The organism is Actinomyces succiniciruminis (assembly GCF_900002405.1).
GTDB classification, from domain to species: Bacteria; Actinomycetota; Actinomycetes; order Actinomycetales; family Actinomycetaceae; genus Actinomyces; species Actinomyces succiniciruminis.
In genome coordinates this window covers 50,888-68,068 of the sequence record NZ_LK995474.1, presented here as the reverse complement: position 1 = coordinate 68,068, position 17,181 = coordinate 50,888, and the positions used below count along the sequence as shown (strand labels likewise).

Here is a 17,181-nt window from a genome sequence, read left to right as displayed (position 1 = left end):
CCAGGAAGAGCGGTGCCATGTACGGGGCGAGCGACTGCGGCAGGGCGTTGGCGATGTTGAACACGCCCAGGTCCTTGCCGGCGTTGTCCGGGTTGGGAAGGACGTCCACCACCAGGGCGAGGTCGACGGAGACGTAGACGCCGTAGGCCAGCCCCATGACCGCCTCCACCATGTAGAAGCCGGACACTGTGGTGGTGTGCGCCAGCATGAGCGTGCCGACACCGAATAGCGCGGAGGCGGCGAATACGAAGGCCTTGCGCCGATGGAGCCGGTCGGAGAGCTGTCCGCCGACGAAGCTAGCGCCCATGAGCATGAAGGTGTAAATGAACACCGAGATTGTCATCGTGTGCCGTGCCTCTGCCTCGGTGAGGCTGACCCGGTGGACCAGGTACATGAGGCGGTAGGTGGTGAAGGAGAAGGCGCACAGCGTGATGAGGAAGCGGCCAGCCCAGGCCAGGGCATAGTCGGGGTGCTTGACGGGGTTGACCCAGAAGGTCTTGAGCAGGCCGATGAAGTCGAGCCGCGGCGGCTTAATAGTCAGCTGCTTGTCCGGCAGGACGAAGGCGAACCACACCATGAACAAGATCGCCGGAATGGCCGGGCCGATGAACAGCAGCGGGAGCCTGGTCGCCAGCGCCTCGGCCAGCCAGGTGGCGATGAGCTGTGCCAGGTTCTGGGCGATGGAGATCATGGAACTGACGCGGGCGCGCTGGAACTCCGGCACCTGGTCGGACAGCACGGCGACGAAGGGTGCCAGGGCGGCGTTGGCTCCGATCTGGGCGATGAGCCAGCCGGCAGCGACCGCCGGTACGGTGTTGGTCAGGCCCATGATCGTCAGGCCGAGGGTCATGCCGAGGATGCCGATCACCAGCCAGGGGCGGCGCCGTCCCCAGCGCCACATGGTGCGGTCGGACACCTGCCCGAAGATGACGTTGGCAAAGACCGCGCCCAGGGCCCCAAGGCCGGCGATCTGGGATACGGCGTTGGCCTGTGCTGCCGAGTCGGTCGGGAACATAGCCATGGCCTTGGTCTGGATGGCCACGACCGCCGGCCCCATGAGGGCGATGAAGAAGAAGAGCTGCGCCAGGACGTAAGCCGCGATGAAGTACGGCTTGACCGGTTTGGTGGGTGGCGCGAAGAAGGCGTCGATCTCCTCCTGGGTGGCGCGCCCGCCAGCGGAGGAGCTTGCTGCGGTTTGTGGCTCTGCCATAGGGAATCTCCTCATTGAGACGGAAGGGAAAGTGAGCTGCACTACACATGTCAGCCTAAGCCCGTTGGGACCTCGACGTCACGCAATCGTTTGACAGAGTTTTGTACCGCTCGGTCTGGGGCGCGACCCTGATCGCGGGAGGGTCCTCGTGCCGACCATCGGCGCACCGCCGGCGCCTCCGGTCTTCCCGCCGTTGGGCTTGCGCGTCGGATCTAGCTGGGCGAGCCGCTCACCGATTACCGGGCAGTGGCAGTTCCAGGTCGAAGGCGAGCACTATCGCCCAGGCGAGCATGTGCTCCTGCTCCTCGCCCAGGTAGCCGACAATGCGGCCGAGCGACGCCGTCGGAATGGTCAGTGCGTTGTCCAGTGAGATGGCGCCAGGGTGGTCGAGCCCCTGACTGGGGTCCACCGGCACCTCGCTGGACAGGCCCTTGATCGTGTAGGTGATCGGCGCGACCGTCACCTTGGTCATGGCCGTGAGCGCCGCCGCGCGCGTGAGTACGACGACGGGGCGGGTCTTGTCGAGTCGAGCCAGCCGGATCTGCCTCATGATTCCGTACTCGTGAATCAGTCGCCGAATTCGACGTTGCGGGCCGTCCAGGCGACCAGTTCATCCAGGTCGTCGGCAGCGCCCTTCTCGCGGAGGACTTCGGCGTCACGAAGCGCGGCCCAGCGGCGCATTTCCCGCTGCAGGGCCTTGGTGACCAGCGCCGCCCGGCTCGCCTCCTCTCCCGTGGAGACGACGTCATCGAGGAAGGCGACGACGTCGTCGGGCAGGCGTACCGTGATTTGCGTACTCATGGAATCAGTGTGCCAATGCGAATCCCATTATGGGATGCATGGTATGCCGGTTTCGCCGCCCGCGGCCGACCCGCCCGACACCGGTCGTGATGGCTGACTGCCTAGTCGGCGGTCACCTCCAGTAGCTCGCCAACTGTGCAGTCGAGCGCGTCGCACAGCGCCGTGAGGGTGGTGAAGCGGCTCTTCGCGTTTGTGGGTGTGGTCGGTGGGGGTGGGCGCTGTCGGCTGGGGTGCAGGGGTCGGGCCTCGTCATTGATGCCTGGGCCGGCAGTGTTTGGGGTGCGTGCGCAGGCCGGTGCGGGGCCCGACGGTTCGTACCTTTGCTCCGCTGATTCGTACTTTCTTGCGACGGTTCGGCACTTGGAAGTACGTGCCGTTGCAGGAGAGTACGAATCGTGGACCGGAAGGTACGTACCGTCGTGTGAAGGTGCGAATCGTCGGCCGGAGGGTGCCAGCCGCCGGGCGAGCGCCCGAGCGGTCCCGCCCGAACTACCAACAGCCGCAGTGATCCACCGCGCACGCAATCGCGGCGAGCCCGATCCGCGGATCCGCGGCAGGCTGCGCTTCGCACTTGAGCTTGAGGGTGCGGCCGGTCGGAACAACGATGCGGAGGACGCCCTCGCGGCGATGGTGGTCGAAGACGTCGGGATTGGTGTACGGGTACGCGGGCCACATCCGGGTGGTAGTCGGGCGGCGTATGGGTCGTATTCAGGTGCCCGGAGTAACCCGAGTCACGGTGAGCGGCTCTGGAATAGAACCGCCCCATGCAGGGTTGAGCCCATCAGACTCAAGGTCGCGGCGCGTGGAGTTGACAAGGCCACGCTCAACCATGATCCTGAGTGCATACCACTCAACTTCAACACCACGAGACATCAAGGAGCACCCATGGCACGTGCCGTCGGCATCGACCTCGGAACCACCAACTCCGCCATCGCCGTCCTCGAGGGCGGCGAGCCCACCATCATCCCGAACGCGGAGGGCGGGCGCACCACGCCGTCCGTCGTCGCCTTCTCCAAGTCCGGCGAGGTACTGGTCGGCGAGGTCGCCAAGCGCCAGGCGGTCACCAACGTCGAGCGCACCATCTCCTCCGTCAAGCGCCACATGGGCACCGACTGGACCGTCGACATCGACGGCAAGAAGTACACCGCCCAGGAGATCAGCGCCCGCATCCTGGCCAAGCTGAAGGCCGACGCCGAGGCCTACCTGGGTGAGAGCGTCACCAACGCCGTCATCACCGTCCCCGCCTACTTCAACGACGCCGAGCGCCAGGCCACCAAGGAGGCCGGCACCATCGCGGGCCTGACCGTGGACCGCATCGTCAACGAGCCCACCGCCGCGGCCCTCGCCTACGGCCTGGACAAGGGCAAGGAGGACGAACTCATCCTGGTCTTCGATCTGGGCGGCGGCACCTTCGACGTCTCCCTGCTGGAGGTCGGCAAGGACGAGGACGGCTTCTCCACCATCCAGGTGCGCGCCACCAACGGCGACAACCGCCTGGGCGGCGACGACTGGGACGCCCGCATCGTCAACTGGCTGGTCAAGCAGGTCAAGGATAAGTCCGGCGTGGACCTGTCCAAGGACAAGATCGCCATGCAGCGTCTGCGTGACGCCTCCGAGCAGGCCAAGAAGGAGCTCTCCAGCGCGATGAGCACCGACATCAACCTGCAGTACCTGTCCATGAGCGAGGCCGGCCCCATCCACCTCGACGAGCGCCTGACCCGCTCCCACTTCGAGGAGATGACCGCGGACCTGCTCGAGCGCACCAAGGTGCCGTTCCACAACGTCATCAAGGACGCCGGCGTCTCCCTGTCCGAGATCGACCACGTGGTCCTGGTCGGCGGCTCCACCCGCATGCCCGCCGTCACCGAGGTGGTGCGCGAGCTGACCGGCGGCAAGGAGCCCAACAAGGGCGTCAACCCCGATGAGGTCGTTGCCGTCGGCGCCTCCCTGCAGGCCGGCGTGATCCAGGGCGACCGCAAGGACGTGCTGCTGATCGACGTCACCCCCCTGAGCCTCGGCATCGAGACCAAGGGCGGCGTGATGACCAAGCTGATCGAGCGCAACACGGCCATCCCGACCCAGCGCTCCGAGATCTTCTCCACCGCCGAGGACAACCAGCCCTCCGTGCTCATCCAGGTCTACCAGGGTGAGCGCGAGTTCGCCCGCGACAACAAGCCCCTGGGCACCTTCGAGCTGACCGGCATTGCCCCGGCCCCCCGTGGCATCCCGCAGATCGAGGTCTCCTTCGACATCGACGCCAACGGCATCGTGCACGTGTCCGCCAAGGACCGCGGCACCGGCAAGGAGCAGTCGATGACCATCTCCGGCGGCTCCGCCCTGCCCAAGGAGGACATCGACCGCATGGTCAAGGAGGCCGAGGCTCACGCCGAGGAGGACAAGAAGCGCCGTGAGGAGGCCGAGACCCGCAACATGGCGGAGCAGCAGGTCTACTCCATTGAGAAGCTGCTGAAGGAGAACAAGGACAAGCTGCCGCAGGACGTCAAGTCCGAGGTCTCCGCCGCCGTAGACGAGCTCAAGAAGGCCCTCGAGGGCACCGACATCGAGCCCGTCAAGGCCGCGCAGGAGAAGCTGAACGAGGTCTCCCAGAAGATCGGTCAGGCCCTGTACGCCTCCGAGCAGGCCGCCCAGGCCGCCGGCGACGCCGCCTCCGCCCAGGCGCAGTCCTCTGCCGAGGACGACGACGTCGTGGACGCCGAGATCGTCGACGACGAGGACGCCAAGTGAGCGCCGACCCGGACAAGCGGCCGGACGAGGGCTCCGAGCCCGAGCCGGGGCAGGACGCCGGCCAGGACCGGCCCGCCGGCGCCAACCCCGGCGCCGGCGGGGTCGACCCCGCGCTGGCCGACGAGATCGAGGCCGCCTTCGACGGCGTCGACCTGGGCTCCGCGGCCCAGGGCGGCGCCGCCCCGGCGGGCGGCAACGGAGCGGAGGACGCAGGCACCGACGTCGAGGCACCCTCGGAGTTGGAGCAGGCCCGGGCCCAGGCCGCGCAGGCGGCCGACGACCTGGCCCGCGCCCGCGCCGACCTGTACAACCTGCAGCAGGAGTACCAGGGCTTCGTGCGCCGCTCGCGCGAAAGCGCGGCCGGGCACCGCGAGGCGGGGCAGGCGAGCGTCGTCGAGACCCTCATCCCGGTCCTGGACGAGATCGAGCTGGCCCGCCAGCACGGCGACCTGACCGGCACCTTCGCGACGACCGCCCACAAGCTGGAGCAGATCCTGGCCGATAAGTTCGGCCTGGTGCGCTTCGGTGAGGTCGGGGAGGTCTTCGACCCCAAGCTGCACGAGGCGCTCATGGCCACCGAGTCCACGGAGGTCACCGAGCCGAGCGTGGCGCTGGTACTGCAGCCCGGCTACAAGCTCGGTGAGCGCGTGGTGCGAGCGGCCCGCGTACAGGTCGCCAACCCGGCCTGAGCGCGAAGGCTGCGCACTAGGCAGTTCAAATGGGCAGTTCAACAGGAACAGAAAGGAGGCGGTGAGCCATGGCCAGTCAGGACTGGATGACCAAGGACTTCTATGCGGTTCTCGGCGTCGCCAAGGACGCCGACTCCGCCGCCATTAAGAAGGCCTACCGCGCGCTCGCCAAGAAGTACCACCCCGACCGCAACCCGGGTGACGCCGCCGCGGCGGAGAAGTTCAAGGAGATCGGCGAGGCCTACTCCGTGCTGTCCGACCCCAAGGAGCGTCAGCAGTACGACGCCATCCGCTCCATGGCCGGTGGCGGCGCACGCTTCACCTCCGGCTCCGGTGGTGGCGGCGCCGGCTTCGAGGACATCTTCTCCTCCATGTTCGGCGGTGGCGGACCCAACGTGCGCTACTCCACCTCCGGCGGCGCCTCCCAGGAGGACATCGACGACCTGCTGCGCATGTTCGGCGGTGCCGCGGGCGCCGGGGGTGGACGGCGCGGACGCGGTCCCTTCGGCTTCGGTGGGTTCTCCTCCCAGCCGCAGCCGGTCAAGGGGCCCGACGTGCTCACCAACGCCACGCTGTCCCTGCGCGATGCCGTCTCCGGCACCCTGGCCGAGCTCACTGCCGACGGGCGCACCATCACCGTGCGCATTCCCGCCGGCGTGCACGACGGGCAGAAGATCCGCCTGCGCGGCAAGGGGCGCCCGGGTACGAACGGCGGCGAGAACGGGGACATGGTGGTGACCATTTCGGTGGCCAAGCACCCGGTGTACTCGATCGATCCGGTCAACACCGCCAACCTGCGCATGGACCTGCCCGTCACCCTCAAGGAGGCGGCGCTGGGAGCCACCGTGCAGGTGCCGCTGCTGGACGGCAAGACCAGCCGCGTGCGCATCAAGCCCGGCACCTCCTCCGGCACCGTGCTGCGCCTGCGCGGCAAGGGAATCGTCACCTCCAAGCGGACCGGCGATCTGCTGGTGACCGTGCAGGTGGCCGTGCCCAAGAAGCTGTCCAAGGAGGCCAAGGCAGCCCTGGAGGCATTTGACGCGGCGATGGAGGCGGATCCGCGCGCGGGCCTCGCCCAGGAGGCGGCCCGGTGAGTGCGCGGCGGCTGACCGGACAGGGCGTCGACTTCCTCGCCGAGGACGCCGACGAGCGGGCCGTCTACGTCATCTCCGTGGCTGCGGAGCTGGCCGGCATGCACCCGCAGACTCTGCGGCAGTACGACCGGCTCGGTCTGGTAACCCCCGCCCGCGCCTCCGGGCGGGGGCGGCGCTACTCGCACCGCGACGTCCAGCGGCTGCGGCGCGTGCAGGCGCTAAGCCAGGAGGGCATCAACCTGGAGGGCATCCGCCGCATTCTCGACCTGGAGCGGCGCGTGGAGCGGTTGGAGGAGGAGAACCGCGCCCTGCGCGCCCGCCAGGCCGCCGTCGAACGGGTCTTCGCCGCGGCCGCCGACGGCGAGGTGCAGGTCGTCCCGGTGCCTCCCGGTCGGCGGGCTCGCCCGCGTACGGACACCCAGAGTGCCGCAACCGGGACGGGCGCCGGCTCGACCCGGCCCGGCACCGCCATCGTGGTGCGCCGCGCCTGGACGGACCAGCGGTGAGACCACGCTCGCGGCGTCGGCCCGGCTCCCCGCGGTAGGCTGACCGCGCTACTGCAACACGAAGTGAAGGAATACGCGCAATGACCCAGACGCCCAACTCCGCACAGCCGTACATCCCGCCGTCGGCCGGCTCCGCCCCCGGCAGCTACAACCCGCAGCAGTACCCCCCGCAGGCGCAGCAGCCGGCCCCGTACCCGCCGGCCCAGGCGGCCCAGCCCGGTCAGCCCGCCCCGGCCCAGTTCCAGCAGGCCGCCTACCCGGCCGCCTCCTACGCGCAGCCCGCCGCGCCCAAGGCCGACTCCTTCATGACCAACCTGTTCGACGGCGCCCGCGACTTCGCCTCCAAGTACGGCAAGACGATCTTCATCGTCGGCTTCGTGCTGTCCGTGGCGGGCTGGATTCTCGGCGCCATCAACTACACCTACTTCGACTTCGGTGAGTTCCTGCTGCGGCTGCTGTGGACGGCGCCCGAGGTCCTGGTCAACATCTTGATCCTGCGGCTCATCATTGAGATCGCGGCGAAGGTCGGTGCGCCCAAGACCGACACCCCGGCCGCCTGACGGCGTCAGCGCACGACGGAGGACCGGTGGCCGCCTACGAGACCGACGACGGCGAGCCCCGCTACGGCAAGCGCCTGAGCCCGGAAGAACTGGCCGCCTACCTGCGTGAGCAGGGTATGGAGCCGCCTACCGGGACCGGCTCCGGCGGCCGTCCCGCGGCGGGCCAGGCTCCGACGTCTGCGAACGACCCTCATCGGCGACGCCCCATCGAGGCGGGCGGGCCGGTGCCGACCCGTTTAGGTGCCGGCACTTCCGCGACCGGGACCGGCCGCCCGGCGCACCGGTGGCGCACCTTCGGCGTAGGCCTGGTGCTGATGCTGGTGATTGCGCCATTGCTGCTGCTGACCGGCGCGCTGACCGCCCTGGGAGGCTCCCTGACCCGGAGCGCGACGCTCGGCGAGGACGGCGTGGTCTACCTGGAATCCGGCACCACGGCAGGCCTGTACGGCACCTCCGCGACGGCGGTCACCGGCTGTACGGTCACCGACCCCGACGGTGCCGCGGTCAACCTGGATGCTCCCGAGGCGGGCGTCCCCTACGCCACCTTCACGCCGGCCCGCAGCGGCGCCTACACCGTCACCTGCCCCGCGGGCACCGCCGGCCTGGTGGTGGGCCCACCCATGAACCTCGACCGCGTGCCACTGGCGGCGGTACTGATACTGGGCGCAGGCGCGGTCGGCTTCTCCGGGCTGATCGTCACCGTCATCGGCCTCGCCCGCGCCCGCCGCTGACTAGTCGGTCAGCCTCCGCCAGGCGAACTCGTACTCCAGTGCCTGCATGTAGGACCGCTGCGCGTTGGTGGCGGCGCGGCCGTGCCCACCCTCGTTGTTCTCGAAGTAGGTCACGTCCTGGCCCAGCGCCAGCATGCGGTATGCCGTGGTGCGGGCGTGCGCCGGGTGCACCCGGTCGTCACGCGTGGAGGTGATCAGGAGCACCGGCGGGTAGCTGCGCCCCGGCTTGAGCAGGTGGAAGGGGGAGAACTCGCGGATGAAGTCCCACTGCTCTGGATCGTCCGGGTTGCCGTACTCCGCCTCCCAGGAGGCGCCCGCCAGCAGGTTGTGGTAGCGGCGCATGTCCAGTAGCGGCACTTCGCAGACAACCGCCCCCACCAGCTGCGGGTAGCGGGTGAGCATGACGCCCACCAGCAGTCCCCCGTTCGAGCCGCCGTGTACCGCCAACTGTGCCGGCGTGGTCACGCCCCGCTTCACCAGGGACCGGGCCACGGCGGCGAAGTCCTCGTAGACCCGGTGCCGGTGCTGCTTCAGTCCCGCCCGGTGCCAGGCCGGGCCGTACTCGCCGCCGCCACGAATATTCGCCACCACGTAGGTGCCGCCGCGCTCCAGCCATGCCCGGCCGGTGACCGGCAGATAGCCGATCCCGAGCGGAATCTCGAAGCCGCCGTAGCCGTACAGCAGGGTCGGGGCCGGGCGGGATGCGCCCGCGTCGTCCCGCGCGGGTCGGCCGATCTGGAAGTAGGGCACGCGGGTGCCGTCGTCGGAGACGGCCACGTGCTGGGTGACGATGACGCCGCTCGCGTCGAAGCGCGCGGGCGCCTCCCGCAGCACCTCGACGGCTCCGAGCTCCCCGGCCGCGTCCAGCTCCCCGACGGCGAGCACGGTGGGGCGGGTGAAGGAGGAGACGGTCAGCCACAGCCGGTCGCCCTCCCGCGGATCGACGGCGCTCGCGGACACGTCGACCAGGGCCCGTCCGGGGCGCAGCAGTGTCGGGTCCTCCGGGGCCGCCGCGGGCTCCCCGCTGGTGGCGGTGGTGGCGCCGAGGAGGGTACCCAGGTCGGGGCGGTGGCGCCGCCAGGGGCCGGTGCCGTCCGGGCCGCCCGGAGTGAGCACCTCCAAGGTGGTCACACAGTCGTCCAGGAGCGTGAGCACCAGGTGATGGGCGGTGATGGTGAAGGCGCTGAGCGAAGTCGCCGGCGTCGGGGTGAACAGCGCCGTCAGTTCCCGGGAGCCGTCGAGGAAGGCGTCGATGGGGGCGGCCAGGAGCGAACCGGCCGGATAGATGCAGCCCGCGGTGGTCTCCCAGTCCTCGCGCAGCTCGATCAGCAACAGATCCCAGGCGGGGGTGACCGCGGCCGAGGCGGGGACATCCACATGCAGGGCGCCCGGCGCCACCACTGCTTGTGCGTCGGCCAGGCAGCGTTCGGCGTCGGCGGCGGGGAGGGTTGGGGCACCGTCGGGCAGCAGCCACAGCTCCTCGGTGTAGAAGTCGGGGTGGGTCAGCAGCCAGGTGCGCCCCCAGGGATCCCGGTAGGCCCAGGCCCCGTCGTCGTCGGCCGCGGCGGTGAGCAGCACCTCGCCCTCCTGCGGGCTCTGACCACGGCGCAGGCGGCGCACCTGCCGCGGGTAGCCGGCGGGGGAGAGGGAACCGGGGCCGAAGTCGCCGGCCAGCAGAACCGCCTCGCCGGCGTCGTCGGCCCAGGCCAGGAAGCCCTTGGAGGGCTCGCGGTGGAAGCCGGCCCCGCCGTCGGGGTCGGTGGGGACGAAGTGACGCGATTCCAGGTCGAACTCGCGGGTGACGTCGGTGTCCGCGCCGCCCGCGGACAGGGTGACCAGGGCGCGCCGACCGGCGCGCGGGCCGGTGCGCAGCACGGAGGCGCCGTGCCACACCCAGGCGGTGTCCTCCGCCGCTCCGAGCGCGTCGAGGTCGAGCAGTTCCTCCCAGTCGGTCTGCTCAGAACCAGCGGTTGCGCCGGCGCGGTAGGCCTCCCAAGTGGTGCGCCGCCACAGGCCGCGCGGGTGGGTGGCGTCGGTCCAGAAGTTGTACAGGGCGCCGACCGCCTGGCCGACGCGAGGGATGCGGTCGGGTGCGTCGAGGATCGCCTGGATGTCGGCGCGCAGCTGGGCGAATCCGGGGGTGTTGTCGTAGGCGGCGCGGGTGGCGGCGTTGCGCTGCGCCACCCATGCGAGCGCCCGCTCCCCCTCGATCTCGTCGAGCCAGTCGGGGACGGGCTCGAGTTCGGATGGAGGGGAAGCGGGCGTCGTGTTCACCCGTCCGACTCTACGGCCGGTCGGGATGCACTGCCGCCGAAGCGGACTTCACTTGTCGCCGATGGCCTTGTCGGCGGCGTCGCGAGCGGAGTCGACCTGGGAGTCGAACTTCCCGCCGGTGACCTTCTTGGCGGCCTCCGCGGCCTTGTCCAGGACCTTGTCGGAGACCTCCTCGACCTTGTCAGAACTGACGACGCCCTCGGCCTTCTTCTTCAGATCATCGAGTCCCATAAGTGCTTCCTTTCGTCGACCAACGGGAAGCCGGGCGGCGTCCCATCCGTGCAGTATGACACGTGCCGGTCAGAGGGAGGCGAGCATGGCGTCGGAGATCTCCTTGAGCTGCTCCTCGGAATCGACGACGATCACCGACGCGAGGTAGGCGTCATCGCCCTCCGACACGGCGAGGGCGGACACGTAGTACTGCGTGCCGTCCTCGGAGGCGCTTAGGGTGATGGTGGCGGCGTCGGCGCCGCTGCCGGAGGTCGTCTGCTCGTAGCCGGTGACATCGGCGTCGTTGTTCTCCGCCAGTGACCGCATCTGGTCCTCGGTCGGCAGGGCGCCCTCCCCATCGATCCGGCCGAGGACGAGGTACGGCGCGACGGCGGTGTCGGAGGCGGTGTCAGAGGCGGTGTCGACGCTGGTAAGCGGCGTGTCCTCCAGATCGGCGATGACCTCCTCCTCGGAGTCATCCAGTGCCTGCGCGATGCGTCCAACCAGCTCCGTGTCGGAGGTGTTGGCGGTGGTGAGGGTGTCCCAGTCGGAGGGGACGGCCACGGAGATGTCGTAGTCCGGCACTTCAACCAGGGTGAAGCCGTCCGGGACGGCGGCGTTGTCATCGGCGCCGGTGTCCGCGGTGGCGGTGACCGCCTGGTCGGAGGCGGCGCTCGCGGAGTCGGCGGCGTCGTCGGAGCCGGAGGAGCAGGCGGACATGGACAGCGTCAGGGCGACAGCGGCCAGTCCGGTGGTGGCCAGGGTGGTAAGGCGGGGCAGGCGGGTGGAGTGGACCATTGGGCAGGTCTCCTTCTTGGTTGTGTTATCGGGCTCGGTACTGATTTGGATGGTGGTCGGCAGGCGAGTGTCTGCGGACGGTATTCGGCCTCATACCGAGCTAAGAACGCCGTCGATGATTTCCTGATTAAGCTCAGCAGAATTGGTGCCCACGTGGACGGCTACGGTTCGCGCATCTGGTGCGGTGAACTCCACGACGGTGGCATAGGCGACCTCGCCGGTGCTCTCTACGTTGACGCTATACGTCTGCATCACCGCATCGGCTCCAGCCTCGGTCGTCGTAGTGGTGTAGTCGCCGATCTCCGTAGAGATGCCGTCATTGTCGGGATACATGGAGTTGATGATCTCGGCAAAGTCGTTCTCGGTTGACAGGCCGGTGCCGACGGGACGAACCGTGACGGTCATGGTTCCGGTCAGCTCGGTGGTGTCGAGGATGTAGAGAGACGTGTTCTGTAGCGTGCTGATGATGGTGTCTGTCGATTGTCCCGTGGCGGTGGCGGCGGAATTCATCAGTTCTTCGTTGGCGGCGTCGGACTCGCTCAGTACCAGCCAATCGGCTGGAAGAGGAATGACGAGCTCGGTGTCCGGTACCTCGGTAGGCGTGTAGGACATCGCGGTCGCGTCTTCGGTGGGCGTCGCACTTGCCGACGACGCAACCGCGGCGGTGGCGGATACGGATGTCGTGGCTGTGGTGTCGTCAGAGTCGGAGCCGGATGAGCAGGCGGACATGGAGACGGTCAGAGCGACCGCGGTCAGACCTGTGGTGGCCAGGGTGGCGCTTCGGGACAGGCGAGTCATGGGAATCCTTCGCGATTGATTGCGGCGGGTGTTGCCTTGAGTGGTGGCTGTAAGCCGTTGGGGTGGGGACGCCGACTGCGTTCCCACCCCAACGGTAACGAATTGGTCGTCAATGTGTTACGTATCAGATGGAGCCGAGGACCACGTCGGCCAGTTCCTGGGTCCGCTCGGCGGAGTCGGTGCTGATGGCGATAAGCGCCAAGTCGTCGCCGCCATTGGCGTAGACCACGACGTAGGTGCCCTCGGTCGTCGGCCCGCCATCGACCGGCAGGGTGTAGGTCTCCACGACGGCGTCCTGGCCACTGGCGGTGGTTGTCTCGGTGTAGGTGCCGGGCTCGAAGACCATTCCCGCGGCCTCATTGTTCTGATTCTCCAGCAGGGCGACCATGTCGTTCTCTGAAGGCATGGCGGTGAAACCCTTGGCGATCTCGACATTCAGATTCTCGGCGTAGTCGCGGGTGCCGCTGATGTCGATGCTGTACAGGGCGAGGGAGTCAAGCATGGCCGTGGTTTCGGCCTCGGTCCGGCCGAGGGCCGTGGCCAGGGCCGAGACGAACTCGGTGTCCGAGGCGGTGGACTCGGTCAGGGTGCTCCAGTCGGAGGGGACGGCGATGGACAGCTCGGCGCCGGGCACCTCGGTGAGGGTGTAGCCGTCGGGCACGGTCGGCTCGGCGGCTGCTTCGGTTTCGTCGGCGTCGTCGGAGCCGGTGTCCGTGTCGGCCGTGGTGGTGACCTGCTGGTCGGAGCCCTGGTCGGCGGCGTCGTCGGAGTTGGAGGAGCAGGCGGCCATGGACGCGGTCAGGGCGACGGCGGTCAGGCCGGTGGCTGCGAGGGTGGTCAGGCGGGACAGGCGGGACATGGGAGATTCCAATCTTTGCGTCGGACTGTGTGTGCTGAACACGCTACGGAGAGGCCGCAGATAACGAAATGGGTAGGGCTCCCCCGGGAGAACTACCCACCTGCGCAAGTAGTGATTCGGGACGCATGCGACGAGCGCCTCTCCGCAAAGTTGAGTGGAATAGACTCAAGGCTGCATCGGTTGAGGCGTGCAGAACTCCGGACCGCCTGTGTCCGGGCACCCACGTCAAGGAGGTCCATATGGACACTAACTTCACCACCCGCTCGCAGGAGGCGATCTCCGGAGCCATGCAGGCGGCCGCCGCCGCGGGCAACCCGCAGGTCGACACCGCCCACCTGCTCTCCGAACTGCTGACCCAGACCGACGGCGTAGCCGCGGGCCTGCTCGCCGCCGTCGTCCCCGACGCCGCGGCCCGCCAGGCCGTAGGCGCGGCCACCCGCCGCGTCCTGACGTCGCTGCCGGCAAGCTCCGGTTCCTCCGTCGCCCAGCCGCAACCCTCGCGCGCCTTCCTGGCCGCGCTGGAGGCCGCCGGGAACGAGGCCAAGCAGCTCGCAGACGAGTACGTCTCCACCGAGCACCTGCTCATCGGCCTGGCCGCCGGCAACCCGTCGGCCGACCCCGTCGCCAAACTGCTGGCCGACGCCGGCGCCACCGCCTCGAAGCTGCGCGAGGCCCTGCCGCAGGTGCGCGGTTCCGCCCACGTCACCTCCCCGAACCCCGAGGGCACCTACAAGTCCCTGGAGAAGTACGGCACCGACCTGACGGAGGCGGCGCGCGAGGGCAAGCTCGACCCGGTGATCGGCCGCGACGCCGAGATCCGCAGGGTGGTGCAGGTACTGTCCCGCCGTACGAAGAACAACCCCGTGCTGATCGGCGAGCCCGGCGTCGGCAAGACCGCCGTCGTCGAGGGGCTCGCCCAGCGCATCGTTGCCGGCGACGTCCCCGACTCCCTGCGCGGCAAGCGGCTCGTGGCCCTGGACCTTTCCGGCATGGTCGCGGGTGCCAAGTACCGCGGCGAATTCGAGGAGCGGCTGAAGGCCGTGCTGAAGGAGATCAAGGACTCCGACGGCGAGATCATCACCTTCATCGACGAGCTGCACACCGTCGTCGGTGCGGGCGCCGGCTCGGAGGGAGCCATGGACGCCGGCAACATGCTCAAGCCCATGCTGGCCCGCGGCGAGCTGCGCCTGGTCGGCGCCACCACGCTGGACGAGTACCGCGAGCACGTGGAGAAGGACCCCGCCCTGGAGCGCCGCTTCCAGCAGGTGTACGTGGGGGAGCCCTCCGTGGATGACACGGTCGCGATCCTGCGCGGCATCGCCCCCAAGTACGAGGCCCACCACCAGGTCACCATTTCCGACGGCGCGCTCGTGGCCGCCGCCACCCTGTCCGACCGCTACATCTCCGGCCGGCAGCTGCCCGACAAGGCCATCGACCTGATCGACGAGGCCGCCTCCCGTCTGCGCATGGAGCTGGACTCCTCGCCGGTGGAGATCGACGAGCTGCGCCGCCGCGTGGACCGCATGCGCATGGAGGAGTCCTACCTGGCCGACTCGCTGGAGGAGGGGAGCGACCGCGCCGACCCCGCCGCCGTGGACCGGCTGGAGCGGCTGCGCGCCGAACTGGCCGACGCCTCGGAGAAACTGACTGCGCTCAATGCCCGCTGGGAGGCCGAGAAGGCAGGCCACAACAAGGTTGGTGAGCTGCGCGCGCAGCTGGACGAACTGCGCACCAAGGCGGACCTGGCCGAGCGCGAGGGCCGCTTCGAGGAGGCCGGCCGCCTGCGCTACGGCGAGATGCCCGCCCTGGAGAAGCAGATCCGTGACGCCGAGGCCACCGACACCACCGTCGTCGGCCCGGACGGGGTCGAGCGCGAGGGGGCCGCCCCGGAGCCGATGATTGCGGAGAAGGTCGGCCCCACCGAGATCGCCGAGGTCATCTCCGCCTGGACCGGCATCCCGGTCGGCAAGCTCATGCAGGGCGAGCAGGCCAAACTGCTGCACATGGAGGACGCCATCGGCAAGCGGCTGATCGGCCAGAAGGCCGCGGTGACCGCCGTGTCCGACGCCGTACGCCGTTCCCGTGCGGGCGTGTCCGACCCCGACCGGCCCACCGGCTCCTTCCTGTTCCTCGGCCCCACCGGTGTGGGTAAGACCGAGCTGGCCAAGGCCCTGGCGGACTTCCTGTTCGACGACGAGCGCGCCATCGTGCGCATCGACATGTCCGAGTACTCCGAGAAGCACTCGGTGGCCCGACTGGTCGGCGCCCCTCCGGGGTACGTCGGCTACGAGGAGGGCGGCCAGCTCACCGAGGCCGTGCGGCGCCGCCCCTACTCGGTGGTGCTGCTGGACGAGGTGGAGAAGGCCCACCCCGAGGTCTTCGACATCCTGCTGCAGGTGCTCGACGACGGCCGCCTCACCGACGGCCAGGGCCGCACCGTAGACTTCCGCAACACCATCCTCGTGCTCACCTCCAACCTGGGCAGCCAGTTCCTCATCGACCCGCTGCTGTCCCCGGATGAGAAGCGCGAGTCGGTGATGACCGCGGTGCGCGGCGCCTTCAAGCCGGAGTTCCTCAACCGGCTGGACGACACGCTGATCTTCGACGCGCTCACCAAGGAGGAGCTCGGCCGGATCGTCGACATCCAGCTGGCCCGCATGGCCGAGCGGCTGCAGGGTCGACGACTCACGCTGACGGTGACCGACGCCGCTCGCGAGTGGCTCGCCGACGAGGGTTACGACCCCTCCTTCGGCGCTCGGCCGCTGCGCCGGCTGGTGCAGCGCGAGATCGGCGACCGGCTGGCCAAGATGCTGCTGGCCGGGGAGGTGCTCGACGGCCAGGAAGTCGTCGTCGACGTCAGCCCCGAGGGCGTGCTGGCCGGCCTGGCGCTGACCGCCCGCGGGGAGGCCTGGGCGCCGTCGGCGGCGACGCCGGTGGCCTGATCCGACCGGATCCAGGAGCGTCGGCCCCGGGTGCTGCGACACGGCACCCGGGGCCGACGCGCACCAGTGCGAGAATGAGGGCATGTCTTCTACCCCGGCCCACCCGCATACCGCCTCGCTCGCGACCACTTCTACCGCTTCGGGTGGGCGTTGGCGCGGCCCTGGCCGCCCGCCGGCCGGTAGCGAGGACAAGCGCGAACGCATCCTCAATGAGGCCGTCGCCCTGTTCGGCGCCCATGGCTACGCGGGCACCTCGCTTGCGGACATCGCTGCCGCCGCCGAGATCTCCAAGGCCGGGCTACTGCACCACTTCTCCTCCAAGGAGGCGCTATTCGCTCAGGTGCTTGAGCGCCGCGATCGCGAGGACCGTGCGAGCCTGCTGGGTGACGAGCAGTTCAACGACGACCCCTGGCGCCTGCTCGATGCTTTCGCGGCCCTGGTGGAGCACAACACCCGCCACCGCGAACTGGTGGCGATCTACACGGCGACAACGCCGGCGGTTCTGGCTGCCGACCATCCGGCGCATACCTGGCTCGCCAGCCACCTGGCAGAGTCCATCGCCCAGATCGAGGACACCCTGGAGCGAGGCAAGGCCGCCGGCACGGTGCGACCCGAGGCGCCTTCGCGGCTGATTGCGCGTTCGGTGGTGGCCCTCAGTGATGGGTTGCAGATCCAGTGGCTGTGCGCGACCACGCCCGGCACGGCGGCGGAGGTGAACGTCGGCACCGGGATGGTCGACGAGATGCGCCTGTACGTGGACGACCTCAAGCGGCGCTGGCGGATCGGCTGAGTTATTCCGAGTTCTGCCGCGGCGGGGGTGGGTCTGCGCTCGAGGCGGGTCTGCTATGGCGCGGGTTGGGCCTCGGGTGCAGGTCCCGTTGGGCGGGTCTGGCCTAGGGTGCTGGGCGGCTGGGCCGTGTCTCGTACACGAGTTTCCCGCAAAGACACGTGTTTTAGAGGTTTG

17 protein-coding genes are annotated in these 17,181 nt (G+C 69.3%); 8 read left to right on the top strand and 9 right to left on the bottom strand.

The window, feature by feature from the left end:
• The 4 genes from BN1056_RS03410 to BN1056_RS15040 all read right to left on the bottom strand — a co-directional run.
• The coding region (locus BN1056_RS03410; protein WP_210579068.1) for an MFS transporter at positions 1–1,210 on the bottom strand (1,210 nt) is incomplete at its 3' end.
• Positions 1,211–1,439: 229 nt separating this feature from the next.
• Positions 1,440–1,760: a type II toxin-antitoxin system PemK/MazF family toxin gene (locus BN1056_RS03405; RefSeq protein ID WP_210579067.1), complete on the bottom strand. Its 321-nt coding sequence runs from the start codon at positions 1,758–1,760 to the stop codon at positions 1,440–1,442.
• A 17-nt stretch (positions 1,761–1,777) separates the two neighbouring features.
• Positions 1,778–2,011, bottom strand: coding sequence for a YlcI/YnfO family protein (locus BN1056_RS03400; protein WP_210579066.1), 234 nt, complete (start codon positions 2,009–2,011; stop codon positions 1,778–1,780).
• A gap of 101 nt (positions 2,012–2,112) precedes the next feature.
• Complete coding sequence (locus BN1056_RS15040) at positions 2,113–2,535, bottom strand: helix-turn-helix domain-containing protein (RefSeq protein WP_425306098.1); 423 nt, start codon at positions 2,533–2,535, stop codon at positions 2,113–2,115.
• Positions 2,536–2,896: 361 nt separating this feature from the next.
• Here BN1056_RS15040 and dnaK point away from each other — a divergent pair, with 361 nt between their 5' ends.
• The 6 genes from dnaK (at position 2,897) to BN1056_RS03365 (ending at position 8,336) form a co-directional block, all read left to right on the top strand.
• Entirely contained in the window at positions 2,897–4,756 is a 1,860-nt protein-coding gene (gene dnaK / locus BN1056_RS03390; protein ID WP_210579064.1) for a molecular chaperone DnaK, read from the top strand.
• Between the two features lie 113 nt (positions 4,757–4,869).
• Complete coding sequence (grpE, locus tag BN1056_RS03385) at positions 4,870–5,445, top strand: nucleotide exchange factor GrpE (protein WP_073334003.1); 576 nt, start codon at positions 4,870–4,872, stop codon at positions 5,443–5,445.
• A 68-nt stretch (positions 5,446–5,513) separates the two neighbouring features.
• On the top strand, positions 5,514–6,539 hold the full coding sequence (locus BN1056_RS03380) for a DnaJ C-terminal domain-containing protein (protein ID WP_073333915.1): 1,026 nt from the start codon (positions 5,514–5,516) through the stop codon (positions 6,537–6,539).
• Entirely contained in the window at positions 6,536–7,045 is a 510-nt protein-coding gene (locus tag BN1056_RS03375) for a heat shock protein transcriptional repressor HspR (protein WP_210579062.1), read from the top strand. The genes BN1056_RS03380 and BN1056_RS03375 overlap by 4 nt, the downstream gene beginning before the upstream one ends.
• 80 nt (positions 7,046–7,125) lie before the next feature.
• A complete protein-coding gene (locus BN1056_RS03370; protein WP_210579060.1) occupies positions 7,126–7,605 on the top strand; it encodes a hypothetical protein in 480 nt (159 codons plus the stop codon).
• 26 nt (positions 7,606–7,631) lie between these two features.
• Positions 7,632–8,336, top strand: coding sequence for a hypothetical protein (locus BN1056_RS03365; RefSeq protein WP_210579058.1), 705 nt, complete (start codon positions 7,632–7,634; stop codon positions 8,334–8,336).
• On the opposite strand, the gene BN1056_RS03360 is transcribed toward BN1056_RS03365, so the two are convergent.
• The 5 genes from BN1056_RS03360 to BN1056_RS03340 form a co-directional block, all read right to left on the bottom strand.
• Positions 8,337–10,610 (bottom strand): prolyl oligopeptidase family serine peptidase, encoded by a 2,274-nt coding sequence (locus BN1056_RS03360; protein WP_210579055.1) that lies wholly within the window; start codon positions 10,608–10,610, stop codon positions 8,337–8,339. It lies immediately after the preceding gene.
• A 48-nt stretch (positions 10,611–10,658) separates the two neighbouring features.
• Entirely contained in the window at positions 10,659–10,841 is a 183-nt protein-coding gene (locus BN1056_RS03355; RefSeq protein WP_073333928.1) for an Rv0909 family putative TA system antitoxin, read from the bottom strand.
• Between the two features lie 69 nt (positions 10,842–10,910).
• A complete protein-coding gene (locus BN1056_RS03350; protein WP_210579053.1) occupies positions 10,911–11,618 on the bottom strand; it encodes a hypothetical protein in 708 nt (235 codons plus the stop codon).
• A gap of 90 nt (positions 11,619–11,708) precedes the next feature.
• Positions 11,709–12,416 (bottom strand): hypothetical protein, encoded by a 708-nt coding sequence (locus BN1056_RS03345; RefSeq protein ID WP_210579051.1) that lies wholly within the window; start codon positions 12,414–12,416, stop codon positions 11,709–11,711.
• Between the two features lie 124 nt (positions 12,417–12,540).
• Entirely contained in the window at positions 12,541–13,275 is a 735-nt protein-coding gene (locus BN1056_RS03340; protein WP_210579048.1) for a hypothetical protein, read from the bottom strand.
• Between the two features lie 239 nt (positions 13,276–13,514).
• Between BN1056_RS03340 and clpB the strand changes: the two genes are divergently transcribed.
• Entirely contained in the window at positions 13,515–16,217 is a 2,703-nt protein-coding gene (gene clpB, locus BN1056_RS03335; RefSeq protein WP_210579045.1) for an ATP-dependent chaperone ClpB, read from the top strand.
• An 82-nt stretch (positions 16,218–16,299) separates the two neighbouring features.
• Positions 16,300–17,007 (top strand): TetR/AcrR family transcriptional regulator, encoded by a 708-nt coding sequence (locus tag BN1056_RS03330; protein ID WP_210579043.1) that lies wholly within the window; start codon positions 16,300–16,302, stop codon positions 17,005–17,007.
• The last annotated feature ends 174 nt before the right edge of the window (positions 17,008–17,181 follow it).